The following is a 25,708-nucleotide window of genomic DNA, read 5'->3' as shown; positions in this document are numbered from 1 at the left end:
GATTCTAGGGCTCATGGCAAAACCGCCGTTATCGATGAAACCGACGGGCTGGTTCCAGGTTGCCTGGTCGGACCAGATCGGCGTCGGCGACGTCCATGCGATGAAGTACTTCGACACCGAAATGGTGGCCTGGCGCGCCGAATCGGGCCAGGTCACGGTGATGAACGCGTACTGCGAACACCTCGGCGCCCACCTCGGCTTCGGCGGGCATGTCGTCGGCGAGGTCATCCAGTGCCCATTCCACGGCTGGCAATGGAACGCCGAAGGGCGCAACGTCTGCATCCCGTACGAACCACGCCCCAACCGCGGTCGCCGCATGCGCACCTACCCCGTGGCCGAACTCAACCAGTCGATCTACATCTGGCATGACACCGAGGGACGCGAGCCCTTCTTCGACGTGCCCGACGTGTTCGCCGCATTCGGGGACGGCAGCAGCATCGATGACTACTGGCCGCAACAGCGCCTGCACCGTGAAGCGCTGGAGCTGCACCCGCAGTACGTCCTCGAAAACGGCGTCGACTTCGCACATTTCAAGTACGTGCACCAAACCCCGATCGTGCCGGTGTTCACCCGGCACGATTTCGCCGAGCCCACCTCATACGTGGACTTCACCATCACGTTCGAAGGCGACGAGCAACAGTCCATAGACGATGTCCGCAGTGGCGTGGAGGCCATCAACGGCGGACTCGGCATCGCGGTGACCAAGAGTTGGGGGATGGTCGACAATCGCACCATCTCGGCCATCACACCGGTCGACGATCGCACGTCCGACGTGCGCTTCATGGCCTACATCGGGCGGGTGCCCGGCAAGGATTCACCGAGGGCGCAGGCCAAAGCCGTCGCGTTCGGCGAGGAGATCATCCGTCAGTTCGCGCAGGACATCCACATCTGGAGTCACCAGCGCTATTCGGATCCACCCGCGCTGTCGACCTCTGAATATGAGGGTTTCACGGCGATTCGCACGTGGGCCATGCAGTTCTATCCCGACGGCCGGGGCGGAAGCGCCGCGGACCTCGCACACCAGAAGGGTTGACAGTCATATGAATACACCGATCCGGGTATTCCAGGTGGCCACCGGCAACGTTGGTTCCGAGATGATCAAGCGGTACGCCGCGCAGTCCGAACTCGAACTCGTCGGCGTGCACTGCTACTCGCCCGAGAAGGTCGGACGGGACTCCGGTGAACTCGCCGGCGCAGCGCCGAACGGGGTGATCGCCACCGGTACGATCGCCGAGATCATCGCGGCGAAGCCCGATGTGCTGACCTTTCACGGGGTGTTCCCGGATGAGGATCTGTACGTCCAGGTACTGGAGGCGGGGATCGATATCGTCACCACCGCCGACTGGATCACCGGCTGGCACAGGGACACCAACCACCCGCACCCGTCCGGAAAGCCCGTCAGCCAAGTACTCGCCGAGGCGTGCGAGAAGGGTGGTGCCACGTTCTACGGCACCGGTATGAACCCCGGTCTGAACCAGATCCTCGGCGTGGTCTGCTCGGCCGACGTCGCCGAGATCGAGAACGTCACCACCATCGAATCCGTCGACGTGTCCTGCCATCACAGCAAGGACACCTGGATCGAGGTGGGATACGGTCTGCCCGTTGATGATCCGTCGATTCCGGACAAGTTGCGCAAGTACACCGAGGTTTTCGCCGACAGCGTGCTGATGATGGCCGACTGCTTCGGACTCGAGCTCGACGAGGTCAAGTTCAGCTACGAGCTCGGCGCATGCACCAAAGACGTCGACCTGGGCTGGTACGTGCTGCCGAAGGGTTCCCTGGGCGGCAACTACATCAAGTACCAGGGCATGGTCGACGGAGTGCCGCGGGTCGAGACGCATCTTGAATGGCAGATGACTCCGCATACGGATCCGAGTTGGGATATCAAGGGCTGCTACATCACTCAAATCAAGGGCGACCCCTGTGTCTACAACAAGCACATGATCTTCCCGAAACCGGGCGTGGACCTGTCGAACCCTGACAACTTCGCCTCGATCGGCATGACGGTCACCGGTATGCCTGCGCTGCACGCCATCCGGTCCGTCATCGCCGCTGCACCGGGGCTGCTCACCAGTGCGGACCTGCCCCTGCGCGGTTTCGCCGGCCGCTTCAAATGACCTGCAGCGCAGGTCCGGTCCGGTGCCGAAAGTGGCCGCCGAGCTCATCGGTGATCACGGGCACTGGCCGTTGTTGACGCAGGTCGCCGCGGCGGTGGCTTTGTACGTGGGTGCCGCGAGCGGGGTGGCCGGCGTCGACGCGGGAAGCTGAGCCGTCGCGGTCGAACCGAGCTTCATGTTGCCGGTGGCGTTGATCGTCATGGCCGGCACCACGGGCGACGAATAGATGCCGGTGGTCGAGGAGTCCCCCGACCCGCCGGCGACGACGGTGGACGGCGCTGCGCTGCCGATGACGTCGATCAACAGGCCGACGGCGACCGCCCCGCCGCCGACCACAGCACACACGCGCTTCTGGAAATCCCGCATCTCCGCTCCTTCACACGACGCCGATGACAGAAGGATCAAGAGGGTTCCCGTACGCGGCATTCCCGGAAAATCGCTGCATCAGCGTGCTTTACGGATACTTGCAACCGATGGGCAGCGTTCGGGGTGTCTCACAGCGGCATCGTGGCCCCGATCCCGCTCACCGCTTCCGGTGACCTACTGATTAGCCTGTCAAAGGATCCGGGGTAAAGTCACGCCGATGACGGTGTTCGACGATGGGATTGCCCTGGAAGCCCTGGGCGACGGCCTGTTACGAGGGCGGACGATTCCGCAATGGGCGAATATGGTGGGCCCGTTCGGCGGGATCACCGCGGCCACATTGCTGCGGGCGGTCGAGCTCCAGCGTGACGCGCACGGGTTTCCGGTGGCGCTCACGGTGAACTATCTGGCGCCGATCGCCGACGGAGATTTCGACGTTCGGGCCCGGGCCGTGCGAACCAACCGGTCCAACCAGCACTGGTACGTCGAATTGAGTCAGAACGGTGAGGTGAAGACCACGGCGACCGCGGTGTTCGCGGTGCGCCGGGAAACCTGGGCCGACACCGAGATCGCGCGCCCGGACGTGGGTGAGCCGGAGTCGATCGAGGACGCGAGTGCCGGGTTCGGGGTGGCATGGACCAGGAATTACGACCTCCGATTCATCGACGGTGCCTTGCCCGCTGCCGGTGCCGGTGAGTCGACGTCGTCGACGACGACGTTGTGGGTTCGCGATCGACCTGCCCGCCCGATCGATTTCGCCTCACTCACCTCGCTGTGCGACATCTTCTATCCGCGTCTCTGGCTGCGGCGCGGTCAGCTCCTGCCTGCGGGCACCATCTCGTTCACCGCGTACTTCCATGCGGGTCCGGCTGAACTGGCCGAGCAGGGTGACGGATACCTGCTCGCCACGGCACGTGCCCAGGGGTTCTCGGGTGGGCACTTCGATCAATCGGCGCAGATCTGGAGCCGGGCGGGCGATCTGCTGGCGACCACGCATCAGCTGGTCTATTACAAGGCCTGAACGCGCTGGGCTGAACATGAAAAAACCTGGCCGGCGAGTCGCGCGACTCGCCGGCCAGGTTTCTTGGTGACGCAGTTAGTGGGCGTGCTTGCGGTGACGGCGGACCAGCGCGGTCAACCAGCGAACATCGAGCAACATGTGATCCGCCTTTCTTTGTTATGCGGTCTTGTGCAGGAGTGGGAGCAGGCGCCGGCGGGCCAGGGTGCCCTCGGCGAAGTGATGCAGTGCCTCGGGTACCGATGCGGTGATCGGGAAGGCGTCGTCGAGGAGCCGCAGAATGTCGAGCACCTGCGGGCTGGCAACCAGTGCCCATTCGACACCGGCGAGGTCGCACTCGTCATCGAGTCCGTAGAGCAGGGACACGCCGCGCGCGGACAGCCCCGTCACGCCGCTGAGGTCGAGGACGAACGGCTTCTCGGTGAGCACCATCTGCCGGACTCGATGCGTGAGTCGGTCGAAGTTGGCGTCGTCGATGACTCCGGTGAGCGTCGCCACGGTCGCCAGATGGCGGCACTGTGCGCGCAGCTGGGCACCGTCACAGTCGACCGCCGGATTGCCGTACCTGAATGCGATCGTCATGTAATGCCTCCCTTCGGTGCTTCGAACTAACACCGAAGTTATCGGGCGAATTTAAGGTACCTGGGAGTACGCATTAATACTTTGCTAAGAACTGCGCCTGATGAGCCCATAAGGTTTTGCTGAGAGTTTTCTATTCTGTTGAGGCGCAACACTTTTGGCTTACTCTAAGAGTACTCCTCAATAATTGACGACAACTTACCGTTGAGTAGCCCCGATCCGGTCTCAGCGTCGAAATTGTCCACCGGTGTAACCGACCCAGGGCGAATAGTCGGCGATCAGCGGTTCCTGTGGCGGGCGTTGGTCTTCGGGAACGTGCTGCAGATTGACGCGTACCCGGTACCAGATCGAGCTCGGGCCACGCATCCCGTCGACCAGCACGTCGACCGGTGTGAGCAGGTCGGCGGCCGCGGGGTGGCGACCCCGCCACACGTCCAGTGCGGCCAGCGCCTCATCCCGGGTCTTGGTGCGGGCTACCTCGATGAGCGGCATCTGCGACACTCGCCGGCCCGTTCCACCGGACGCCTTCGCCGGCTTCTCCGGCGGCCCCAACTCCTTGGCCAGGGCGAGTAGTGGCTCCAGCCCGCCCGGTGCGTCGTCCATGCCCTCCCACGGATCGCCGATATCGGCGAACCGTGCGGGCACGGTCGCGATGGTGAAGGCCTCGGCTCGGCAACCCGGTACCTCCGCCCAGTGCAGCGGAGTGGAGACCCGAGCGTCCGGGGTGGCCCGCACCGAGTAGGCCGAGGCGACGGTGCGGTCCTTGGCGTTCTGGTTGAAGTCCACGAAGACGCGCTCACCGCGTTCTTCCTTCCACCAGCGCGCGGTCGCCAGGTCGGGTACGCGCTGCTCGACCGCCCGGGCCACCGTCTCGGCGGCCAGCCGAAGCTGTCTGAACGGCCAGTGCGGGTGGATGCGGGCATAGATGTGGAATCCGCGCGAACCGGAGGTCTTCGGCCAGGCGGTCAGACCGTGATCGTCGAGCACCTCGCGCGCCACCTGTGCCACGGCGAGGATCTGCTCCCATTCCACCCCGGGCATCGGGTCCAGATCGATCCGCAACTCGTCGGGGTGGTCCAGGTCGGCGGCCCGCACCGGATGTGGGTTGAGGTCGACGCAACCGAGGTTGACCGCCCAGACCAGTCCCGCCGCATCGGTGAGCACGGCCTCCTTGGCCGACGTGCCGGAGGCGTACTTGAGCTCGGCGACCTCGATCCAGTCCGGCCGCTTCTCCGGGGCGCGTTTCTGGAAGATCGCCTCCTCGGAGATGCCCTTGACGAAACGCTTGAGGATCATCGGCCGGTCCGCGACACCGCGCAGCGCCCCATCGGCGACGGCGAGGTAGTAGTCGATCAGCTGCCGTTTGGTGACCCCTGCGTCGGGGAACACCACTTTGCTCGGATTGCTGATCGGTACCTGCCGGCCGCCCACCTCCAGTGAGACCGCTTCGGCCATGGCCCCATGGTAGTTACCGACCCGGGTGCGACGTGTGTCACATATTGTGGCCGTATGCCCAGTCTTTTCGACCTGCCGGCGCAGGTGGCCGCGAAAGCCCAGCAGTACTTCGACCGCGGCGCGGCGGAGCTGCACTACGCCCGCAAGATGTTCGAGGCGGGCGCATTCAAGCTCGAGCCGCCGCAGAACTTCGTGGCCATGCTCGCCGACATCCGGCGCTGGGGAGAGTTCGGCATGATCCCGGCGCTCAACGCGCGGCGTTACCCGGACCGACCCGCCATCATCGACGATGACGGCGAGATCACCTTCGCCGAGCTGGATGAAGCTGCCCATGCGGTGGCCAACGGCCTGCGCAATATGGGTGTCAGGGGCGGCGACGGTGTCGCGCTGCTGATCCGCAACCACCGCTGGTTTCTGATCAGCGTCTACGGCGCGGCCCGGGTCGGAGCCCGCATCATCCTGCTCAACAGTGAGTTCTCTGGTCCGCAGATCAAAGAGGTGTCCGAGCGTGAGGGCGCCAAGCTGGTCATCTACGACGACGAGTACACCGCGGCGGTGGCGCAGGCCGAACCCGCGCTGGGCAAGCTGCGCGCCTTGGCCACCAACCCGGACACGGACGCGCCGTCGGGCAGTACCGACGACACCCTGGCCGATCTCATCAAGCGCAGCAGCAAGCAGCCCGCGCCCAAGGCCACCAAACACTCCTCGGTGATCATCCTGACCAGTGGCACCACCGGTACCCCCAAGGGCGCCAACCGGAGCACCCCGCCCTCGCTCGCGCCGATCGGCGGCGTGCTGTCACACGTGCCCTTCAAATCCGGTGAGGTGACCTCGCTGCCGGCCCCGATGTTCCACGCACTCGGCTTCCTGCACGCCACCATCGCGATGATGTTGGGCACCACTCTGGTGCTGCGCCGCCGTTTCAAACCGGCCACCGTGCTCGCCGATATCGAGAAGCACCAGGTGACCGCGATCGTCGTCGTGCCGGTGATGCTGTCCCGGATACTCGACGAGTTGGAGAAGACCCAGCCGAAGCCGAACCTGTCCAGCCTGCGAATCGTGTTCGTATCCGGTTCGCAGCTGGGTGCGGAGCTGGCCACCCGGGCGCTGAAGGACCTGGGTCCGGTGATCTACAACCTGTACGGGTCCACCGAGATCGCGTTCGCCTCCATCGCCCGGCCCAAGGACCTGTCCAAGAATCCCGCGACGGTGGGTCCCCCGGTCAAGGGCATCACGGTGAAAATCCTGGACGACAACGGGATTGAGCTTCCGCAGGGCGAGATCGGGCGCATCTTCGTGCGTAACACCTTCCCGTTCGAGGGGTATACCGGCGGCGGCGGCAAGCAGATCATCGACGGAATGCTGTCCTCGGGTGATGTCGGGTACTTCGACGAAGGCGGTCTGCTGTACGTATCGGGCCGCGACGACGAGATGATCGTGTGCGGCGGCGAGAACGTCTTCCCCGCCGAGGTCGAGGACCTCATCAGCGGCCACCCAGAGGTGGTCGAGGCCACCGCCCTGGGCGTGGAGGACAAAGAGTGGGGGCACCGGCTGCGTGCTTTCGTGGTGAAGACCGAGGGTGCGTCCGTCGACGAAGAGGCGATCAAGACGTATGTCAAGGAGAATCTCGCCCGCTACAAGGTGCCGCGAGAGGTGATCTTCCTCGACGAGCTGCCCCGTAACCCGACCGGCAAGATCCTCAAACGCGAGCTGCGTGAGCTGTGATGCCCTGAACATCACCCGGTCGGCTGCGCAGTCGGGACTTTAGTCCCTAGATCGAGACGCGGACAGGTCGCAGAGTTGAGGTGCTCTGACAGTCCAGTGCCGATCACGCCGCAAGGCGGGGGAGACGAATGTGGTAGCCGAAGCGCCCTCCATCCCGGAAGTCCTGCCGCGCCGACCCTTTCCCGCTCGCATGGGCCCCAAGGGCAATCTGGTCTACCGGCTGATCACGACGACCGATCACAAACTGATCGGCATCATGTACTGCGTCGCCTGCTTCATCTTCTTCATGATCGGCGGGCTGATGGCCCTGATGATCCGCACCGAACTGGCGGCGCCGGGTCTGCAGTTCCTGTCCAATGAGCAGTTCAACCAGCTGTTCACCATGCACGGCACGGCGATGCTGCTGTTCTATGCCACCCCGATCGTGTTCGGCTTCGCCAATCTTGTTCTGCCGCTGCAGATCGGCGCCCCCGACGTGGCGTTCCCGCGACTGAATGCGCTGTCTTTCTGGTTGTTCGTGTTCGGTGCGCTGATCGCGCTTGCCGGCTTCATCACTCCCGGTGGTGCGGCGGACTTCGGCTGGACGGCCTACACCCCGCTCTCGGATGCCGTGCACAGTCCGGGTGCAGGTTCGGATCTCTGGATCCTCGGTATCGCCGTCGGCGGTCTCGGCACGATCCTGGGCGCCGTCAACATGATCACCACCGTGGTCTGCATGCGTGCCCCGGGTATGACGATGTTCCGGATGCCGATCTTCACCTGGAACATCCTGGTGACCTCGGTCCTGGTGCTGGTCATCTTCCCGTTGCTGACGGCAGCGCTGTTCGGCCTGGCCGCCGACCGCCGCATCGGTGCGCACATCTACGATCCGGCCAACGGCGGGATGCTGCTCTACCAGCACCTGTTCTGGTTCTTCGGCCATCCCGAGGTGTACGTCATCGCGCTGCCCTTCTTCGGGATCATCAGCGAAGTGGTGCCGGTGTTCTCGCGCAAACCGATCTTCGGCTACACCACGCTGGTCTACGCGACGTTCGGCATCGGCGCCCTGTCGGTGGCGGTGTGGGCGCATCACATGTACGCGACCGGCGCGGTCCTTCTCCCGTTCTTCTCGTTCATGACGTTCCTGATCGCGGTGCCCACCGGTATCAAGTTCTTCAACTGGATCGGCACGATGTGGAAGGGGCAGTTGACCTTCGAGACACCGATGCTGTTCTCGGTCGGCTTCATGGTGACCTTCCTCCTGGGCGGTCTGTCCGGTGTGCTGCTGGCCAGCCCGCCGCTGGACTTCCACGTCACCGACTCCTATTTCGTCGTGGCGCATTTCCACTACACGCTGTTCGGCACCATCGTGTTCGCCACCTATGCGGGCATCTACTTCTGGTTCCCGAAGATGACCGGCCGACTGCTCGACGAGCGCTTGGGCAAGCTGCACTTCTGGCTGACCTTCATCGGCTTCCACACCACCTTCCTGGTGCAGCACTGGCTGGGTGACGAGGGCATGCCGCGCCGCTACGCCGACTACCTGCCCACCGACGGGTTCACCACGCTGAACGTCTCGACGCTGCCGTTCGTCTGGAACGTGTTCCGGAGTTGGCGGTTCGGCGAGCCGGTGACGGTGGACGACCCATGGGGACACGGCAACTCGCTGGAGTGGGCCACCTCGTGCCCGCCGCCGCGGCACAACTTCACCGAGCTGCCCCGGATCCGTTCGGAGCGACCGGCATTCGAGCTGCACTACCCGCACATGGTGGAGCGACTGCGGGCGGAGGCCCATGTGGGCCGAGGCGAAGGCGCGCACTGAACGACCCGAGGGTCCCCACCGGGGGTGATGGCCGTTCGGGAATAGACGACCGGCCGCGCGGGTAACACTAAGTCATGAACATCGACCTCTCCGGAAAGACCGCACTCGTCACCGGCTCCACCCAAGGCATCGGTCTGGCCATCGCCGAGGGTTTGGCCCGCAGCGGGGCGCGGGTGGCGGTCAACGGCCGCACCGCGGCCCGCGTCGACGAAGCCGCGGAAAGGGTGCGCGGTCTCGGCGGAACCGCCTTCGGGGTGGCCGCCGATGTCAGCACGGAGGAGGGCACGGCACAACTGCTCGCCCAACTGCCCGAGGTCGACATCCTGGTCAACAATCTCGGCATCTTCGGCGCGGTACCGGCTCGGGAGATCACCGATGCGCAGTGGCGCACCTACTTCGAGGTGAATGTGCTTGCCGCAGTACGGCTCATCCGCGCCTACCTGCCGGGCATGGCGGACCGCGGCTGGGGCCGGGCGATCCAGATCGCCAGTGACTCGGCCATCGTCATCCCGGAGGAGATGATCCACTACGGCGTCTCCAAGACCGCGTTGCTGGCGGTGTCCCGGGGCTTCGCCAAGGACGCCGCGGGCACCGGAGTGACCGTCAACTCGGTGATCGCCGGACCGACGCACACCGCCGGGGTCGAGGATTTCGTCTACGAGTTGGTGGACAAGTCGCTGCCGTGGGAGGAGGCGCAGCGCGAGTTCATGGTCAAGTACCGGCCGCAGTCCCTGTTGCAGCGGCTCATCGAGCCGGCCGAGATCGCGAACATGGTGACCTATCTGGCGTCGCCGCTGGCCTCGGCCACCACCGGAGGGGCGCTGCGGGTCGACGGCGGGTACGTCGACTCGATCCTGCCCTGAGCGCCGAGACTACGGTTTGTGTCGCCAGTTTCGCCGACGGGCGCCACAAACCGTAGTGCCGGCGACGTGATTACGGGTCGCGGGGCAGGCCCAGCAGGCGTTCGGCGATGATGTTCAGCTGGACCTCGGTGGTGCCGCCGTAGATGGTGGTCGCCCGGCTGAACAGCAGATAGTCGGCCCATTTCCCGGTGATCTGTTCCTTGTCGCCGACGGCGCCGTCGGTGCCGAACGACGACACCCCGAATTCGGCGTAACCCTGCCCGGTCTTCATCGACAGCAGTTTGGAGATGGCCGCGGCGGGCATCGGATCGCCACCGGCCAGGGTGAGCAGCGTCGAGCGCAGGTTGAGCACCTTGGCGGCGTAGCCCTCGGCGATGAGCTTGCCGGCGTGATTCTGCTCGATCTGATCGAACTGTCCTTCGGCCAGGAACGCCACGAACTGATCCAGGCTGGCCAGGAACGGCGGCTCCCCGCTGCCGATGGACACCCGCTCGTTGGTCAGGGTGTTGCGGCTGACCTCCCACCCGCGGTCGACCTCACCGAGCACCATCGAGTCCGGGACGAACACATCGTCGATGAACACGGTGTTGAACAAGGCGTCGCCGGTCAGCTCGCGCAGCGGTTTCACCTCCACGCCAGGTGATTTCATGTCCAACAGGAAGTACGTGATGCCGTTGTGCTTCGGGGCACTCGGGTCGGTGCGGGCCAGTAGCGCGCCCCACTGGGAGAACTGCGCACCGGTGGTCCAGATCTTCTGCCCGGTGATCCGCCAGCCGCCGTCGACCTTGGTGGCCTTGGTGGTCAGGCTGGCCAGGTCCGAGCCGGCGCCCGGTTCGGAAAACAGCTGGCACCAAATCATCTCGCCGCGGAAGGTGGGGGACAGGAACTGCTGCTGCTGTTCGTCGGTGCCGTAGGCCACGATCGACGGGATGATCCAGGCCGCGATGCCCATGTTGGGGCGGGCGACCTTCCCGGTGCTGAACTCCTGGGCCGTGATGATCTGTTCGACGGGGCCGGCGTTGCGTCCCCACGGTTTGGGCAGATGCGGCTGCACCCAGCCGCCCTCGGCGATTGCGGCGTTACGCTCTTCGCGCGGAATCGCTTTCAACGCTGCGACCTCGGCGCGAATCTCCTCGCGGAGCTTCTCGGTGTCCGGGTCGAGATCGATGTTGAGGTTGCGCAGCCCGGAGCTGGTGGCGGTGTCGACGACAAGCTGCGGGTAGTCGGCAGCCCGGCCGAAGCTGGCCGCGAGAATCAGCGAGCGACGGTAGTAGATGTTGGTGTCGTGCTCCCAGGTGAAACCGATACCGCCGTGCACCTGGATGCACTCCTGGGCGCAGTGCTGAGAGGCGACCGGAGCGAGCGTGCCCGCGACCGCGGCGGCGAACTCCCACCTGGAATCGGGATCGCCGTTGCGGAGTTCGTCCAGCGCACGCGACGCGTCCCACACGGCGGCGGTGGCACGCTCGGTCTCGGCGATCATGCCCGAGCACTTGTGCTTGATGGCCTGGAACTGGCCGATGGGGCGGCCGAACTGCTCACGGATCTTGGCGTACTCGGTCGCGGTGTCGGTGGCCCAGCGGGCGACGCCGACACACTCGGCAGACAGCAGCGTGGCGATGAGCGCGCGGGCATGGGCACGGGTGAGGTTGGACAGCACCTTGTCGAGGCCCACCTCGACGGCATTGGCCCGGACATGCGCCACCGGGCGCAACGGGTCGATGCTGACCACCGGCTCGAGCTCCAGGGTGTCGGCATCCAGGACGACCCATTGCACGCTGCTGGCTTCGCCGAGGCCGGATACCGGGAGCACCAGCAACGACGCCTGCCCGGCCGCGGGGACCGCACGGACCTCACCGCGGATGACGAGCTTGTCGCCGGTGGCGGTGGCCGTCAGCCCCGAGTCGATGGCGTAGGCGGCGATGGTGTCACCGGCGGCCAGCCCCTGCAGCAGCGGGGACTTCGGGTCGTTCGCGGAGATCAGTGCGCTGGCGATGGCCGAAGGCACAAACGGGCCCGGCACGGCGCCGTAGCCGAACTCGGCGAGCGTGATCGCCAGCTCGAGGATGCCGAATCCTTGTCCGCCAACCTCTTCGGCGAGGTGCACCCCCTGCAGGCCCTGTTCGGCCGCGGCCTTCCAGTAGCTCGGCGGGTTGGAGATCGGGGTCTCCAGCGCCTCGTGCAGGACGTCGGCGGGGGCCACCTTGGCCACCAGGGACCGGACCGAGTCGGCCAGGTCGTTGTGCTCAGGATTGATCGCGATAGGCATATGCGCCCTTCCCTATTAACCGGTCGGTCGGGAACGAGGGTACCCCGACGTGACGGGCGCCACTTCAGGGGGCTATCTCACTTCGTTAACCAAGTGGGCCAGGGGTTCGCCGTCGCGCAGGCGGCGGCAGTTCTCGACGGCCATTTCCAGATATCTGCGCATCGTGTCGACCGTGTACCAGGTGACGTGTGGGGTCACCACGACGTTGTCGAGGGTGAGCAGGGCAGCGTCCGCGGGCACCGGTTCCTCGGCGAACACGTCGAGCCCGGCGGCGGCCAGGTGACCGGATCGCAGCACCTCGACCAGGGCCGCCTCGTCGACGATCGGCCCGCGTGACGTGTTGACCAGGATGGCACCCGGTCGCATCGCCGCGAGCTCGTCGGGGCCGATCAGATGACGGGTGCGTTCGTCGAGCGGCAGATGCAGCGAGACGATATCGGCGGCCGCCAGCAGGTCGGGCAGGGCGCGCCAGCCGGGCGTCCCGTCGTCGCGGGTGCTGGTGTGCACCACCTGGCCGCCCATGGCCAGCACGATGCGCTCGACCTGTTTGGCGATGTTGCCGTAACCGACCAGCCCCACCGTGCAGCCGCCGATGTCGCGGACGGTCTCACCGAGACTGGGATCCGACGGCCAGCCGCGGCCCTCTCGGGTGGCCCGGTCCAGCGCCGGCAGCCGGCGCAATGCGGCCAGCATGAGGAGCAGGGTGCCCTCGGCGACCGACGGCGCATTGGCCCCTGGCATATTCGCCACCGCGATACCGCGTCGGGTGGCGGTGTCGACGTCGATGGTGTTCACGCCGGCGCCCAGCTTGTGTACCAGCCTGGCGTGCGTAGCCCGTTCCAGGTCGGGGCCCGACAGCGGCCGCAGCACGTGCCAGATCACCTCGGCGTCGGGCAGTTCGCGGTGGAAGGTCTCGTCGTCATCCTCGGCGCACCACCGGATATCGAGCCAATCAGATTCCGGCGCAACGAAATCCAGAACCTTCGCGCCTGGGGTGAAGTGGGCGAGGACCTTGACTACTTCCACCGCTTCGCGATCCATTTGGCGATGGTATCGGCCTGTTCGCTGCGGGCACCCGGGGTGGTGAAGTAGTGGTCGGTGTCGATCGAGCACAGTGCCTTGTCCGTCGAGGCCAGTGCGGCATGGATGCGTTGGGCGTCGGACGGGAACACGCCGGTGTCCTGTTCGGCGTTGATGACCAGGGCCGGGCAGTCGATCAGCGCCAGGTGCGGTTCGGCGCGGGTCTGCGCGTGCCGCAGACTCCACATGCCGAGCCAGTTGCGCAGCGTGCACGCCGCGGCGATCCCGCGTGCGGATCGGTTGGCGTGCATCGGGGTTCCCGCGTAGCACAGGTTGGCCTGGCGCTTGGTCGGCTCCAGTGTCGGGTCGACCATCCGGGGATCGGCCCAGGTGCGCATCACGGTGAACGGGCGGTCGGAGTGTCCGGCCGCGCGGATACGTTCGAGTTCGGCTTCGGCCCAGTCGGTGATGGCTTCGTTGCGGGCGGTCTGCGCCGCACGGTATCGCGCGACGAACTCCTCGGAATAAGGCGGGCCGTTCTTCGCCTCGAACAGATCGAGCGCGGGATCGGTGGCCACCGGGTCGTCCTCGTCGACCACCGCGGCGTCCATCCACGCGGTCAGCACGTCCGGGCGGCCGGGATGTGCGGCGCTGGCGACGTAGCCGTCGGCGGGTGGTAGGTCGGACAGGCCCGCGGCGGGGCGCATCCCGTCGAGCACCGGCCGGACATGGTGGTGCAGCGCTTGTGCCTGATAGGCCGACATCAGTGATCCGCCACCGGAATTGCCCAGCAGGATCACCGTCTCGATACCTTGCACCTCGCGCAGCCAGCGCACGCCGACCCCGATGTCGACCAGGGCGTGGTCGAGCAGGAAACTGGTCTCGAAACCCCGAAACCGGGTGTTCCAGCCCAGGAACCCGATACCCCGGGTGGCCATGTAGTCGGCCAGATAGTGCTCGGAGAAGTCGATCTGATAGTGCGTGGCGATCATCGCGATCTTGGGTTTGCGCCCGATGCCGCGGTGGTAGAGGCCCTGACAGGGATGACCGCCGGCGCCGGCGCGGATGGCGGTAGGTGAGTCCAGTCCGACGAATTCGCGGGTGACGCCGGCGGCAGCGCTCTTGCTCATGGTGCGACGTTCTCCTTGTGGTAGATCGTCCGGTAGAAGATGTTGGCCAGTGTGGTGATGCAGGCGGCGTCGTCCGCGGTGGCCGCGCCGTCACCCGAGAGTTGGCTGTAGCAGAACTGGTTGAGCATCGACACGAGGGCCACCGCCACCAGTTTCGGGTCGTCACCTGCGCAGAAACCCTGGCGCTGAGCGTCTTCGACCATGGCGGTGATCAGGGCGATGGGCAGCGCGCAGATATCCGCCCAGTACTGCGCGAAGTCGTCGTTGATCATGGCCAGCTGCGAGACACTGATGATCTCGGCGAGCCGGTGCCGATAGGTGTTCCAGTGCGCGGCGGCCGCGGCATGTGCGCGTTCGGCGTTGCTCAGACCGGGCTCGGCGGCCGCGCGCGCCCGGTGCCGGGCCTCATCGCGGAACCGCAGGGCCCAGTCCCGGACCATCGCCTCCTTGGAGTCGTAATAGTTGTAGAACGACGCCGTGGAGCGGCCCGCTTCGGCGGCGATATCGGCGACCGTGGTGGCCAAGATCCCTTTGCGCGCCACCACGTTCCGTGCGGCCGCATCCATCGCCGCCTCGGTCTGGCGGCCACGGACCGTGGGAAGCTGCACGCGCGCGGTCACGATGTTCCCCCTCGTCCGGGTCGTGCATTGATCGAATCTGAATCTGATGTTAGGTTCAGATTCAGATCTGCGCCAGAGGGGACGTCATCATGATCAGGCCGGACAATCCCAACACCGAGTTCGCGCTGGGCGGCATCAACCACGTCGCGCTGGTGTGCTCGGATATGCAGCGCACCGTCGACTTCTACTCCGGTGTGCTCGGCATGCCGTTGATCAAGGCGATCGATCTGCCGGGCGGTATGGGGCAGCACTTCTTCTTCGATGCCGGCAACGGCGACTGCGTGGCGTTCTTCTGGTTCACCGATGCGCCGGACGGCGTTCCGGGCATCTCGGCGCCGATCGCACTGCCGGGTCTCGGCGAGATCACCAGCGCCGTGTCCACCATGAACCACCTGGCCTTCCATGTGCCGCCGGAGAAGTTCGACGAGTACCGCGAGAAGCTGAAGGCGAAGGGTATCCGGGTGGGTCCAGTGCTCAATCACGACGAGAGTGAATGGCAGGCCTCGCCCAAGGTGCATCCCGGTGTCTACGTGCGGTCCTTCTATTTTCAGGATCCCGACGGCATCACACTCGAATTCGCCTGCTGGATAAAGGAGTTCAATCCGGACGAGGCAAAGGTGGCACCCCGGACGGCGGCCGACCGCCGTCCGCGCGCCGCGGTCTGACAAAGCGAAGCCCCTCCCGCCCTCGTGTGCCGCGAGGGGGAAGGGGCTTCGGGCTTTTCGGTTACCGGTTCTGCAGGGCGGCGATCTTGGCGGGGCCGTGGTGTCCGTGCCAGCCGGGCTGCATCGTCGGGGCCGGGTGGGCGTGGGTGCCGGGGCTGTAGGAGTAGCCCGGGCCGGTCGGGGCGGTGCCGGTGGCCGCGGCGGCGGTGCCGGCCAGGCCGAGGGCTCCGGCGCCGATGAGGGCGGCGGTGCAGACTCCGAGGGCTGCGGCCTTCAGGTTCTTGATCATGTTCGTAATCCTTTGTGTGAGTGGCTTTCTGCGTTGAGATAAGAATGCCGGGAATCACACGTGAGATCTGTCGGGTGACCGGTGGAGGCACCGGATGAACCGCATGTCCCCCGATCGGGGGAGTCGGCGGCACGCTCAGTACAACCGGGGGTCGACGAAACCGTCGAGCAAGGTGGTCAGCTGGTCGACGAGTTCCTCCCGGCCGAACGCGATCGAGCCGGTGAGCCACGCGTTGATGGCCTGACTGACACCGCCGACCACGAAATGCGCCACGGCATTGATCCGCGGCGTCTCGTCGCGCTGCAGTGCCGTTTGCAGGTGTTGACCAGCCAGAGCCGCGAACACCCCGCCCAATTCCGTCCGTTTGCGCATCAGCACGGCGTTGGACAGTCGGGGGTCGAACAACAGCCGGCCCACCCGGGTGTCCTCGCTGACGGTGCGCACCAGGTTGGTGATGCCGGCCCGGTTCTGCTCGGCGAACGGGACCGAGGCCACGGCGGCCTGGGTGGTGGCGGCGATCACGGCGACCACCGAGTCGAACACCGCCGCGACGAACTCGTCCTTATCGGCGAACGCCTCATAGAAGTGGCGGGTGGCCACGCCCGACTGGCGGCAGATGGCGCGGACCGTGAGCTCCTCGGTGCCGCCACCGAGCAGTTCCAACCCGGCGTCGATGAATCTGCGGCGCCGGTCGGCCATCCGCTGCGGAGCCTCGACGCCGCGATACGGCCTGACCTGCGTCACCCTGCCATCTTGACACCTGTCCAATCGGAAAGGCAAGATCAGGAAACATTCGTTCTCGCTTTTGTGACAGGGGTATCAATGACGATCGCCGAACGTCCCATCAACGAGACCGCACCCACTTCGACGCGTACATCGAAGTGGGGTGCCGGCTTCGACGACGGGTTGATGGGGGTGGCCCTGCTCGCCGGTCCCGCCAACGTGATCATGCAGCTGGCGCGGCCCGGGGTGGGCTACGGCGTGATGGAGAGCCGGGTCGAGAGCGGCCGGATCGACCGGCATCCGATCAAGCGCGCGCGTACCACCTTCACCTATCTCGCCGTCGCGGGACGCGGCACCGACGAGCAGAAGGCGGCGTTCCGGCGCGCGGTGAACCGAGCGCACGCCCAGGTGTATTCGACCGATGAGAGCCCGGTGCAGTACAACGCCTTCGACAAGAACTTGCAGCTCTGGGTGGCGGCCTGCCTGTACAAGGGCGCGGTGGACGTACACCGGCTGTTCGTCGGGGAGATGGACGAGCAGATGGCCGAACAGCACTACCGCGAGGGCAGCACGCTCGGAACGACCCTGCAGGTGTCCCCGGAGATGTGGCCGGCCGACCGCGCCGCGTTCGACAAGTACTGGGAGGAATCGCTGGAGCAGGTGCACATCGACGACGCGGTGCGCGAGTACCTCTATCCGATCGCGGTATCCCGTGTGCGCGGGGTGCGACTGCCGGGTCCGCTGCAGCGGTACGCGGAGTATTGGGCCGGGCTCATCACCACCGGCTTCCTGCCACAGCGCTTCCGGGACGAGATGCGCCTGCCCTGGGATCTGCAACGGCAGCGCCGGTTCGACCGGTTGATGAAGGTGATCCGGACGGTCAACAACGCGGCGCCCGGTTTCGTCCGGCAGTTCCCGTTCAACGTCCTGCTGAAGGATCTGGACTGGCGCATCCGTACCGGCCGCCCGCTGGTCTGAGGGACATCGCCGCGCACGTATTTGCTGCGCTACGCCAGAAGGCTGGTCGGCTGGTTGTTGTTCTCGCCCTCGAATCGCCGCTGCCAGCGAAGTTATCCCGTTCTGCGCGAATCACGCGCAGGTGACCGTTGCTCGGAGCGATTCGCCCAGCTGGGGCGGTAAGCCCCCGCTCCGGTGACTGGCGTCACTGGCGCAGTCGTCCCCGAACGTCTCGACAGTTAGTTAATGCAATGCTAACTTCACCCGAGTTAGCATAGGCAAACTTAAGGAGACGGCAGGCGGCTTTGCGCCCCTGTACGAAGGCATATGGATACGGTCAGTGGCACGCTCACGCCGAGCGCAGCAAGAGCGCGCGTCGACCGCGACGTCGCGAGCAGGTTCGCGACCTGTTGTCGCGCGCTGGGGTTGTCGGTCAACGATCGGCAGCGTCCGGCCGACCTCGTGGCCGCGCGATCGGGCTTCACCGAGCTGACTCGCATCGCCGGGGACCAGTGCGACGGCTGGGTCGGTCTGGCCGCTGCCGGTGCGGGCCTCGGACAGGACGCTCTGCGCGTCATCGAGACCATCTGGCGGACGGCGGCCACCTTCGGTGTCCTCCAGCGCGATATCGGCCTGGAGCCCGGCGCACTCGGTTTCGTCTACGACACCGGGCTGTATCTGCAGTTCCGGGCTGCCGACCGCGACGATATCGAGCTGGCCTACGCGGCCTCCCTTGCCGACCGGGGCGAGTTCGCCGCCGCCGACCAGCTGGCCGCGGCACTGGCCGAGCGCCGGCCGCACTGGCTGCAGGCGCGGTGGGTCCGGGTGGCGATCTTCCACCGGGCCCGGCGCTGGTCCGATGTGGTGCGTCTGCTCACCCCGGTGGTCAACGCCCCGAATCTCGAGGACCATTACGCGCACGCGGCCCGCGTGACCCTGGGGATCGCGTTGGCCAACCTGGGCATGTTCGCGCCGGCCATCTCGCACCTGGAGAACCCCGACGGCCCCGTCGCGGTGGCTGCCGTCGACGGCGGGCTGGTCAAGGGCCTGTCGTTACGGGCCCAAGGTGAAGCGGACGAAGCTGCCGATGTGCTGGCCGCGCTGTACGCCGCCAACCCCGAGCATGCCGGAACCGAAGAGGCGCTGCTGGATTCGTCGTTCGGCCTGGCGACCACCACCGCGGCGCGCATCGAAGCCCGCACCGATCCGTGGGACCCGGACACCGAACCCGGCGAAGGCGATTTCGTCGATCCGGGTGCCAAGGAGCGCAAGGCGCACCTGCTCACCGAGGCCGAAGCCGAGCTGGCCGAGTTCATCGGCCTCGACGAGGTCAAGTACCAGGTGGCCAGGCTCAAGAGCTCGGTGGCCATGTCGATCCGGCGTCAGGCACGTGGACTGGCCGTTGCCCAGCGCACCAATCATCTGGTGTTCGCCGGTCCGCCCGGTACCGGCAAGACCACGATCGCCCGTGTGGTCGCCAAGATCTATTGCGGCCTGGGTCTTTTGAAGAAGGAGACGGTGCGCGAAGTGCACCGTGCCGACCTCATCGGTCAGCACATCGGGGAGACCGAGGCCAAGACCAACGCGATCATCGACAGCGCCCTGGACGGGGTGTTGTTCCTGGACGAGGCCTACGCGTTGGTGTCCACCGGCGCCAAGAACGACTTCGGCTTGGTGGCCATCGACACGCTGCTGGCCCGCATGGAGAACGACCGCGACCGGCTGGTCGTGATCGTCGCCGGCTACCGCGCCGACCTGGACCGGTTCCTGGACACCAACGAGGGTCTGCGCTCGCGTTTCACCCGCAGCATCGACTTCCCGTCCTACAGCGCACCGGAACTGGTCGAGATGGCCGTCCGGATGGCCGAGAAGCGCGACAGCGTCTTCGAGTCCGCCGCCCATGACGAGATGGAGGCGCTCTTCGCCCAACTGGCGGCCGGCAGCACCCCGGATGCCGATGGTGTGGCGCGCCGCAGCCTGGATATCGCCGGTAACGGCCGATTCGTGCGAAACCTTGTCGAGCGTTCCGAAGAGGAACGCGAATACCGATTGGACCACATGCCGCGAACGAGCGGCCCGGCCGCCGATTCCGACGATTTCACCGACGAAGAACTGATGACGATCACCGCCGACGACGTCAACCGCTCGGCCGGCCCGCTGCTGCGTGGCCTGGGACTGACGGTGCCTGAACAATGACCGATAAGAACGATGACGGTCGCCGCGAATTCGCCTCGCGCACACCGGTGAACGAGAACCCCGACCGGGTCGCCCACCGGCGTGGATTCGTCACCCGGCATCAGGTGTCGGGTTGGCGGTTCATGATGCGCCGGATCGCCTCCGGCGTCGCGCTGCACGACACCAGGATGCTGGTCGATCCACTGCGCAGTCAGAGCCGCGCGGTACTTGTCGGTGCGCTCGTGGTGGTCACCGGCCTGGCCGGCTGTTTCGTGTTCTCGCTGATCCGTCCGGGCGGAGATGCCGGCAGCTCCACCATCCTCGCCGACCGCGACACCTCCGCGCTGTACGTACGCATCGGCGACGTGGTGCACCCCGCGCTGAACCTCACCTCGGCCCGGTTGATCGCCGGTCAGCCCGATAACCCGACCCTGGTCAAGAGTGCCGAGATCGACCGCTTCGCCCGCGGCAACCTCATCGGCATCCCGGGAGCGCCGGAACGCATGGTGCAGAACACGTCCCGGCACGGGGAATGGACCGTGTGTGACGCAGTCGCCGGCCCCGCACCGGGAGTCACCGTGCTGGCCGGCACACCCGACCAGACGGGTGAGCGCGCCACGGCGTTGCCCTCCGATCACGTCGTGCTGGTGCAGAACGTCGGTGGTGTCCATGCCGGCACGTGGCTGCTGTGGAACGGCAGGCGCAGCCCGATCGATCTGGGCAGCCGGGCCGTCACCGATGCACTCGGTCTGGGTACCGACATCCCGGCGCCCCGGGTGATCGCACCCGGTCTGTTCAATGCCATCCCGGAATCGGCACCACTGGTGGCGCCGGCGCTGCCCGGCGCCGGAACCCCGCCCCGCTTCCCGCTGCCGGTGCAGGCGCCGATCGGTGCCGTGCTCGCGGCATACCAGGCGAATAACGACATCCGCTATTACGCGGTGCAAGCCGATGGCCTGCAACAGATTTCGCCGGTGCTGGCGGCGATGCTGCGCAACACCAACTCCTACGGCCTGCAACAGCCCCCGCGATTGGGTGCCGATGAGGTGTCGCGGCTGCCGGTGGCCACCGGTATCGACATGGCCGCCTATCCGTCCGATGAGGTCACCCTGGTCGACACCGCGGCCGATCCGGTGACATGCGCGTCCTGGTCCAAGCCGGCCGATGCCACCGAGAGCTCGCTGACGCTGCTGGCCGGCGCCGCCCTGCCGCTGCCGAGCGGATTGCGCACGGTGGACCTGGTCGGTGGCGGGAACGGATCGACCGCCAACCGGGTGGCCCTCCCTCCGGGCAAGGGGTACTTCGTCCAGTCGGTGGGTTCTGACGCCGGTGCGCCGCAGGCCGGTTCGTCCTTCTGGATCAGCGACACCGGGGTGCGCTACGGCATCGACACCACCGGTGACGCCAAAGCCGTCGCCGCGCTGGGCCTGACCCCGCCACCGGTGGCGATCCCGTGGTCGGTGCTCACCCAGTTCGCCGCCGGACCGACGCTGTCGCGCGCGGACGCCCTGATCGCCCACGATGCGCTGCCCGCCGATCCGAAACCTGCCGCGGTGAACACCGCCCGCGAGGGAGACAACTGATGAGCCGCTTGATCTTCGAGGCCCGGCGGCGCATCCCCGCCCCGGAGGTACGCAAAGGTGCGATCACCATCGAGGCGCCGCCCACGTTGCCGCGGCTGGTGCCGCCGTCGCTGCTGCGCCGCGTGCTGCCGTATTTGATCGTCATCCTCATCGTGGGCATGATCGTCGCGCTGGTCGCCACCGGGATGCGGTTGATCTCACCGACGACACTGTTCTTCCCGTTCGTGCTGCTGCTCGCCGCCACCGCGATGTACCGGGGCTCAGACAACAAGCTGCGCACCGAGGAGGTCGACGCCGAGCGCGCCGACTATCTGCGTTACCTGTCGGTGGTGCGGGACAACGTGCGCGCCCAGGCGCAGTCCCAGCGGGCGGCGCTGGAGTGGTCGCATCCCGATCCCGAACTGCTGGCCGCCGTTCCGGGCACCCGCAGACAGTGGGAACGCGACCCCCACGATCCGGACTTCCTGGTGCTGCGGGCCGGACTGCACGACGCGCCGCTGTCGGTCGCGCTGCGCGTCAAGGATGCCGTCGACGAGGTCGACCTGGAACCGGTATCGCACACCACGCTGCGGGGGCTGCTCGATGTGCACCGTACCGTCCGCGCGGTGCCCGCCGGAATCGACCTGGCCAAGGTTTCGCGCATCACGGTGCTCGGGGATCCCGGCGAGGTCCGGGACGCGTTGCGGGCGTGGGTCGCTCAGGCGGTCACCTGGCACGACCCCGCGGTGCTCGGTGTGGCACTGGCCACCCCAGATCTGGAGGGGCCGGACTGGTCGTGGTTGAAGTGGTTGCCGCACAGCGATATCACCGGCGTGGCCGACGGCGTCGGGCCGGCACGCTACCTCGCGACCAGCGCACAGGAACTGGGTGGCCTGCTCGCGCCCGTGCTCGCCGACCGTGACGCCTTCACCGGCGATGCGCTGCCGTCGGGCAAGCACCTGCTGATCGTGCTCGACGATCCCGAGATCGATCCCGACGATGTGTTCGGCCGCGCCGGCGCGGCCGGTGTGACGCTGGTGCACCGCGGTGATACCGAGCCGCACCGTGAACAGTATTCGGATCCGGACCGTCCCATCCTGAAGGTGGTGGACGGCAAGATCCTGCGGTGGGGCAGTGCGGGCTGGCAGCCGTTCGTCGACACCGCCGACGCGTTCTCCGCCGCGGCCGCCACGCACCTCGCCCGCCGGTTGGCGCGCTGGGACTCCAATCCGGACCAGGCGCGCTCCGCCGGCTCCGGCGCGTCGACGTTCACCACGCTGTTCGGTATCCCGGATGCCTCTGCGCTCGATATCGCGAGCCTGTGGGCGCCCCGTGACCGCGATGACGAGCTGCGGGTGCCCATCGGGGTCACCGCCACCGGTGATCCGCTGGTCTTCGATCTCAAGGACGAGGCCGAGGGCGGCATGGGCCCCCACGGCCTGATGATCGGTATGACCGGATCGGGCAAGTCGCAGACCCTGATGTCGATCCTGTTGTCGCTGTTGACCACTCATTCCGCCGACCGGCTCATCGTCATCTATGCCGACTTCAAGGGTGAGGCGGGTGCCGATATCTTCCGGCACTTCCCGCAGGTGGTGGCCGTCATCTCCAATATGGCCGAGAAGCGTTCGCTGGCCGATCGGTTCGCCGACACGTTGCGCGGCGAGGTAGCCCGTCGTGAACAGCTGCTCAAAGAAGCGGGCCGCCGGGTCCAGGGCAGTGCGTTCAACTCGGTGACCGAGTACGAAGCCGCCCAGAAATCGGGCGTGCCGGGATCCGTTGATCTGGCCCCCATCCCGACGCTGTTCGTGGTGGCCGACGAGTTCACCCTCATGCTGGCCGAACACCCCGAGTACGCCGACCTGTTCGACTATGTGGCACGCAAGGGTCGATCGTTTCGGATCCACCTCCTGTTCGCGTCGCAGACGCTGGATGTGGGCCGGATCAAGGACATCGACAAGAACACGTCGTATCGCATCGGCCTGAAGGTGGCCAGCCCGTCGATCAGCCGACAGATCCTCGGCACCGAGGACGCGTTCCACATCGAGTCGGGCCGCGAGCACAAGGGTGAGGGCTTCCTGGTGCCCGCGCCCGGGGCGACGCCCATCAAGTTCCGCAGCACCTACGTCGACGGGATCTACGATCCGCCGCGTACCGCCCGTTCGATCGTCGTGGCGGCCACCCCAGCGCCCCAGCTGTTCACCGCGGCACGGGTAGAGCCGGCGCCCGACACCGTCATCATGTCCACCGAGCCGGAGGAGGTGCCGGTCCCGCGCAAGCTGATCGCCACGATCGGTGACCAGCTGGCAGCGTACGGGCCGAAAGCGCCGCAGCTGTGGCTGCCCCCGCTGGACGAGCCGATTCCGCTGGCCGAGCTGCTGGGCCGCACCGGGGCAGCGGCGAGCGCAGCGGGAAGTGGCTTCCCCGAGCAGCGATTCCAGTGGCCGCTCGGTGAGATCGACAAGCCGTTCGAGATGCGCCGGGACACACTGGTGTTCGCGGCCGGCTCGGCGGCCGGCAACATGCTGATCCACGGCGGCCCCAAGTCCGGCAAGTCGAGCGCACTGGCGACCTTCATGTTGTCTGCCGCCGCCTCGCACACCCCGCGTGAGGTCAGCTTCTACGTGCTGGACTACGGCGGCGGCCAGCTTGCACCGATGGCCGATCTGGCCCACGTCGGTGCGGTCGCCACACCGTTGCAGCCCGAGCGGATCCGGCGCACCTTCGCCGAGCTGGAACAACTGCTGCGGCAACGACAGCAGCGCGGCGCGGTCAACCGGCCCGGCACCTACGAAGACGGTTACGGTGAGGCTTTTCTGGTCATCGACAACCTCTACGCGTTCAGCCGGGACAATATCGACACGTTCAACACCCGTAACCCGTTGCTGGCCAAGGTCACCGAACTGGTCAACGCCGGCCTGGCCTACGGGATCCACGTGGTGATCACCACGCCGAACTGGCTTGAGGTCCCGCTGGCCATGCGCGACGGTCTCGGTCTGCGCCTGGAGCTCAAGCTCAGCGACTCCCACGACAGCAACGTGCGGGTGGTCGGGGCGCTTCGCCGGCCCGCCGACGGGGTCCCGGCCGAGCAGCCGGGGCGCGGGCTCACCATGGCCGGCGAGCACTTCCTGTTCGCCGAGCCGGATCTGCGCCTCATTCCCGCGATCAACGCCCGCTACCCGCAACTGCATGCGCCCGAGGTGCGGTTGCTGCCCAGTCAGCTTCCGCCGACTGCGTTGGGCCCGTTGTACGTCGGCCCGGAACAGGTGGTCATCGGTCAGCGCGAAGAGGACCTGGCACCGGTCGCGATCGACTTCGCCGCGCATCCGCTGATGATGGTGTTCGGCGACACCCGCTCGGGCAAGACCACCCTGCTCCGGCATCTGATCCGCACGATCCGGGACAACTCGACGCCCGACGGGGCCGGGGCGAGCGGAGTGACGGGGAATGGTGTGGCGTTCACCGTCGTCGACCGCCGTCTGCAACTGGTGGACGAACCCCTGTTCGCCGATAACGAGTACACCCCCAACATCGACCGGATCACCCCGGCGATGCTCGGGTTGGCGGCGCTGATCGACAAGCGGCGACCACCGGCCGGGTTGCCGCCGCAGGAGCTGCGCAACTGGCGTTACCAGGGACACACCCACTACCTGATCATCGACGATGTCGATCAGATCCCGGACGGCCCGGCGGTCAGCGGACCCTATGTCGGACAGCGGCCGTGGACCCCGCTGCTCGGCCTGTTGTCCCAAGCCGGGGATCTGGGACTGCGCGTGATCGTCACCGCGCGGGCCAGCGGCTCGGCGCACGCGGTGATGACCGCCCCGCTGCTGCGCAGGCTCAACGACCTGCAGGCGACGACCGTGATGCTCTCGGGCAGCCCCGCCGACGGCGGCAAGCTGCGTGGTCACCGTTTCCACCGGCTGCCGCCGGGACGCGCCATGGTGCTCGGCGACAGCGAAGAGCCCACCTACGTCCAAATCGTGAACCCCTTGGTCCCCGAGCACGCATCGGGGATCGCGTCGAACGGAAAGGAATACAGCTGATGACTCTGCGTGTCGTTCCCGAAGGACTGACCGCCGCGGGCGCCGCGGTCGAGGCGCTGTCCGCGCGGCTGGCCGCCGCTCACGCCGCTGCGGCGCCGATGACCAACGCCGTGCTGCCGCCGGCCGCCGACCCGGTGTCGCTGCAGACCGCCGCAGCGTTCAGTGCCGCAGGCGCCGAACACAGTGCGGTCGCGGCGCTGGCCGTGGCCGAACTCGGCCGGGCCGGTGCCGGTGTCGCCGAATCGGGGGCGAGTTACGCCGCCGGGGACGCCGCGGCCGCTTCGTCGTACCTGATCGCGCGCGGCTGATATGACAACCCCCGTCGCTTCGC

The 25,708-nt window shown here is 66.8% G+C and carries 21 protein-coding genes; 12 read left to right on the top strand and 9 right to left on the bottom strand.

Features of this window, described 5'->3' with window-relative positions; translation table 11 throughout:
- Window positions 1–13: 13 nt before the first annotated feature.
- Both H7J86_RS12045 and H7J86_RS12040 read left to right on the top strand, forming a co-directional pair.
- Window positions 14–1,033, top strand: a complete 1,020-nt coding sequence (locus tag H7J86_RS12045; RefSeq protein WP_187098008.1) for an aromatic ring-hydroxylating dioxygenase subunit alpha — start codon at window positions 14–16, stop codon at window positions 1,031–1,033.
- Between the two features lie 7 nt (window positions 1,034–1,040).
- The gene (locus tag H7J86_RS12040; RefSeq protein ID WP_090358435.1) at window positions 1,041–2,117 is read left to right on the top strand and encodes an NAD(P)H-dependent amine dehydrogenase family protein; all 1,077 of its coding nucleotides are present in this window, start codon (window positions 1,041–1,043) and stop codon (window positions 2,115–2,117) included.
- Between the two features lie 54 nt (window positions 2,118–2,171).
- On the opposite strand, the gene H7J86_RS12035 is transcribed toward H7J86_RS12040, so the two are convergent.
- Entirely contained in the window at window positions 2,172–2,483 is a 312-nt protein-coding gene (locus tag H7J86_RS12035; protein ID WP_090358437.1) for a hypothetical protein, read from the bottom strand.
- A gap of 217 nt (window positions 2,484–2,700) precedes the next feature.
- On the opposite strand from H7J86_RS12035, the gene H7J86_RS12030 reads away from it, so the two are divergent.
- Window positions 2,701–3,501, top strand: coding sequence for an acyl-CoA thioesterase (locus H7J86_RS12030; RefSeq protein WP_090358438.1), 801 nt, complete (start codon window positions 2,701–2,703; stop codon window positions 3,499–3,501).
- A gap of 156 nt (window positions 3,502–3,657) precedes the next feature.
- On the opposite strand, the gene H7J86_RS12025 is transcribed toward H7J86_RS12030, so the two are convergent.
- Together H7J86_RS12025 and ligD are read right to left on the bottom strand one after the other, a co-directional pair.
- Window positions 3,658–4,080 (bottom strand): STAS domain-containing protein, encoded by a 423-nt coding sequence (locus H7J86_RS12025; RefSeq protein ID WP_090358440.1) that lies wholly within the window; start codon window positions 4,078–4,080, stop codon window positions 3,658–3,660.
- A 222-nt stretch (window positions 4,081–4,302) separates the two neighbouring features.
- On the bottom strand, window positions 4,303–5,532 hold the full coding sequence (ligD, locus tag H7J86_RS12020; protein ID WP_267291181.1) for a non-homologous end-joining DNA ligase: 1,230 nt from the start codon (window positions 5,530–5,532) through the stop codon (window positions 4,303–4,305).
- A 54-nt stretch (window positions 5,533–5,586) separates the two neighbouring features.
- On the opposite strand from ligD, the gene fadD2 reads away from it, so the two are divergent.
- The 3 genes from fadD2 to H7J86_RS12005 all read left to right on the top strand — a co-directional run bounded on the left by fadD2 (window position 5,587) and on the right by H7J86_RS12005 (window position 9,921).
- A complete protein-coding gene (gene fadD2 / locus H7J86_RS12015; RefSeq protein WP_090358443.1) occupies window positions 5,587–7,257 on the top strand; it encodes a long-chain-fatty-acid--CoA ligase FadD2 in 1,671 nt (556 codons plus the stop codon).
- Window positions 7,258–7,387: 130 nt separating this feature from the next.
- Window positions 7,388–9,058, top strand: coding sequence for an aa3-type cytochrome oxidase subunit I (ctaD, locus tag H7J86_RS12010; RefSeq protein ID WP_267291179.1), 1,671 nt, complete (start codon window positions 7,388–7,390; stop codon window positions 9,056–9,058).
- 74 nt (window positions 9,059–9,132) lie between these two features.
- A complete protein-coding gene (locus H7J86_RS12005; protein ID WP_090358447.1) occupies window positions 9,133–9,921 on the top strand; it encodes an SDR family NAD(P)-dependent oxidoreductase in 789 nt (262 codons plus the stop codon).
- Window positions 9,922–9,991: 70 nt separating this feature from the next.
- Here H7J86_RS12005 and H7J86_RS12000 read toward each other — a convergent pair whose 3' ends face one another.
- The 4 genes from H7J86_RS12000 to H7J86_RS11985 form a co-directional block, all read right to left on the bottom strand.
- On the bottom strand, window positions 9,992–12,190 hold the full coding sequence (locus tag H7J86_RS12000) for an acyl-CoA dehydrogenase family protein (protein WP_267291177.1): 2,199 nt from the start codon (window positions 12,188–12,190) through the stop codon (window positions 9,992–9,994).
- Window positions 12,191–12,262: 72 nt separating this feature from the next.
- Window positions 12,263–13,231, bottom strand: a complete 969-nt coding sequence (locus tag H7J86_RS11995; RefSeq protein WP_267291175.1) for a 2-hydroxyacid dehydrogenase — start codon at window positions 13,229–13,231, stop codon at window positions 12,263–12,265.
- Window positions 13,207–14,340, bottom strand: a complete 1,134-nt coding sequence (locus H7J86_RS11990) for an alpha/beta hydrolase (protein ID WP_187098013.1) — start codon at window positions 14,338–14,340, stop codon at window positions 13,207–13,209. The genes H7J86_RS11995 and H7J86_RS11990 overlap by 25 nt, the downstream gene beginning before the upstream one ends.
- Window positions 14,337–14,906: a TetR/AcrR family transcriptional regulator gene (locus H7J86_RS11985; RefSeq protein ID WP_187099201.1), complete on the bottom strand. Its 570-nt coding sequence runs from the start codon at window positions 14,904–14,906 to the stop codon at window positions 14,337–14,339. The genes H7J86_RS11990 and H7J86_RS11985 overlap by 4 nt, the downstream gene beginning before the upstream one ends.
- Before the next feature lie 143 nt (window positions 14,907–15,049).
- Here H7J86_RS11985 and H7J86_RS11980 point away from each other — a divergent pair, with 143 nt between their 5' ends.
- On the top strand, window positions 15,050–15,625 hold the full coding sequence (locus H7J86_RS11980; RefSeq protein WP_090358454.1) for a VOC family protein: 576 nt from the start codon (window positions 15,050–15,052) through the stop codon (window positions 15,623–15,625).
- Between the two features lie 61 nt (window positions 15,626–15,686).
- Here H7J86_RS11980 and H7J86_RS11975 read toward each other — a convergent pair whose 3' ends face one another.
- Complete coding sequence (locus H7J86_RS11975) at window positions 15,687–15,914, bottom strand: hypothetical protein (protein ID WP_267291173.1); 228 nt, start codon at window positions 15,912–15,914, stop codon at window positions 15,687–15,689.
- Window positions 15,915–16,049: 135 nt separating this feature from the next.
- A complete protein-coding gene (locus H7J86_RS11970) occupies window positions 16,050–16,613 on the bottom strand; it encodes a TetR/AcrR family transcriptional regulator (protein ID WP_267292885.1) in 564 nt (187 codons plus the stop codon).
- 123 nt (window positions 16,614–16,736) lie between these two features.
- Here H7J86_RS11970 and H7J86_RS11965 point away from each other — a divergent pair, with 123 nt between their 5' ends.
- From H7J86_RS11965 to H7J86_RS11945, 5 genes are all read left to right on the top strand, one after another.
- Window positions 16,737–17,615 carry an oxygenase MpaB family protein gene (locus tag H7J86_RS11965; RefSeq protein ID WP_267291170.1) on the top strand — a complete coding sequence of 293 codons (879 nt, stop codon included), beginning with the start codon at window positions 16,737–16,739 and terminating at the stop codon, window positions 17,613–17,615.
- 306 nt (window positions 17,616–17,921) lie between these two features.
- A complete protein-coding gene (eccA, locus tag H7J86_RS11960; protein WP_267291168.1) occupies window positions 17,922–19,790 on the top strand; it encodes a type VII secretion AAA-ATPase EccA in 1,869 nt (622 codons plus the stop codon).
- A complete protein-coding gene (gene eccB, locus H7J86_RS11955; protein WP_267291165.1) occupies window positions 19,787–21,352 on the top strand; it encodes a type VII secretion protein EccB in 1,566 nt (521 codons plus the stop codon). Before eccA ends, eccB begins: the two co-directional genes overlap by 4 nt.
- Complete coding sequence (gene eccCa / locus H7J86_RS11950) at window positions 21,352–25,377, top strand: type VII secretion protein EccCa (RefSeq protein WP_267291163.1); 4,026 nt, start codon at window positions 21,352–21,354, stop codon at window positions 25,375–25,377. The genes eccB and eccCa overlap by 1 nt, the downstream gene beginning before the upstream one ends.
- A complete protein-coding gene (locus H7J86_RS11945; RefSeq protein WP_187098018.1) occupies window positions 25,377–25,685 on the top strand; it encodes a PE domain-containing protein in 309 nt (102 codons plus the stop codon). Before eccCa ends, H7J86_RS11945 begins: the two co-directional genes overlap by 1 nt.
- The last annotated feature ends 23 nt before the right edge of the window (window positions 25,686–25,708 follow it).

Origin of the sequence: Mycobacterium hackensackense (assembly GCF_025822555.1) — a bacterium.
In the GTDB taxonomy this organism is placed as follows: domain Bacteria; phylum Actinomycetota; class Actinomycetes; order Mycobacteriales; family Mycobacteriaceae; genus Mycobacterium; species Mycobacterium fluoranthenivorans.
This window is presented reverse-complemented; position numbering and strand designations above follow the sequence as displayed.

Coding starts and splice junctions, on each gene's coding strand:
- H7J86_RS11995 (WP_267291175.1), bottom strand. CDS start 13,231: ATGGATCGCGAAGCGGTGGAAGTAGTCAAGGTCCTCGCCCACTTCACC.
- H7J86_RS12000 (WP_267291177.1), bottom strand. CDS start 12,190: ATGCCTATCGCGATCAATCCTGAGCACAACGACCTGGCCGACTCGGTC.
- H7J86_RS11985 (WP_187099201.1), bottom strand. CDS start 14,906: ATGGATGCGGCCGCACGGAACGTGGTGGCGCGCAAAGGGATCTTGGCC.
- eccB (WP_267291165.1), top strand. CDS start 19,787: ATGACCGATAAGAACGATGACGGTCGCCGCGAATTCGCCTCGCGCACA.
- H7J86_RS11980 (WP_090358454.1), top strand. CDS start 15,050: ATGATCAGGCCGGACAATCCCAACACCGAGTTCGCGCTGGGCGGCATC.
- H7J86_RS12045 (WP_187098008.1), top strand. CDS start 14: ATGGCAAAACCGCCGTTATCGATGAAACCGACGGGCTGGTTCCAGGTT.
- H7J86_RS11975 (WP_267291173.1), bottom strand. CDS start 15,914: ATGATCAAGAACCTGAAGGCCGCAGCCCTCGGAGTCTGCACCGCCGCC.
- eccCa (WP_267291163.1), top strand. CDS start 21,352: ATGAGCCGCTTGATCTTCGAGGCCCGGCGGCGCATCCCCGCCCCGGAG.
- eccA (WP_267291168.1), top strand. CDS start 17,922: ATGGATACGGTCAGTGGCACGCTCACGCCGAGCGCAGCAAGAGCGCGC.
- H7J86_RS11945 (WP_187098018.1), top strand. CDS start 25,377: ATGACTCTGCGTGTCGTTCCCGAAGGACTGACCGCCGCGGGCGCCGCG.
- H7J86_RS11990 (WP_187098013.1), bottom strand. CDS start 14,340: ATGAGCAAGAGCGCTGCCGCCGGCGTCACCCGCGAATTCGTCGGACTG.
- H7J86_RS11965 (WP_267291170.1), top strand. CDS start 16,737: ATGACGATCGCCGAACGTCCCATCAACGAGACCGCACCCACTTCGACG.
- fadD2 (WP_090358443.1), top strand. CDS start 5,587: ATGCCCAGTCTTTTCGACCTGCCGGCGCAGGTGGCCGCGAAAGCCCAG.
- H7J86_RS12025 (WP_090358440.1), bottom strand. CDS start 4,080: ATGACGATCGCATTCAGGTACGGCAATCCGGCGGTCGACTGTGACGGT.
- H7J86_RS12005 (WP_090358447.1), top strand. CDS start 9,133: ATGAACATCGACCTCTCCGGAAAGACCGCACTCGTCACCGGCTCCACC.
- ligD (WP_267291181.1), bottom strand. CDS start 5,532: ATGGCCGAAGCGGTCTCACTGGAGGTGGGCGGCCGGCAGGTACCGATC.
- H7J86_RS11970 (WP_267292885.1), bottom strand. CDS start 16,613: ATGGCCGACCGGCGCCGCAGATTCATCGACGCCGGGTTGGAACTGCTC.
- H7J86_RS12040 (WP_090358435.1), top strand. CDS start 1,041: ATGAATACACCGATCCGGGTATTCCAGGTGGCCACCGGCAACGTTGGT.
- H7J86_RS12035 (WP_090358437.1), bottom strand. CDS start 2,483: ATGCGGGATTTCCAGAAGCGCGTGTGTGCTGTGGTCGGCGGCGGGGCG.
- H7J86_RS12030 (WP_090358438.1), top strand. CDS start 2,701: ATGACGGTGTTCGACGATGGGATTGCCCTGGAAGCCCTGGGCGACGGC.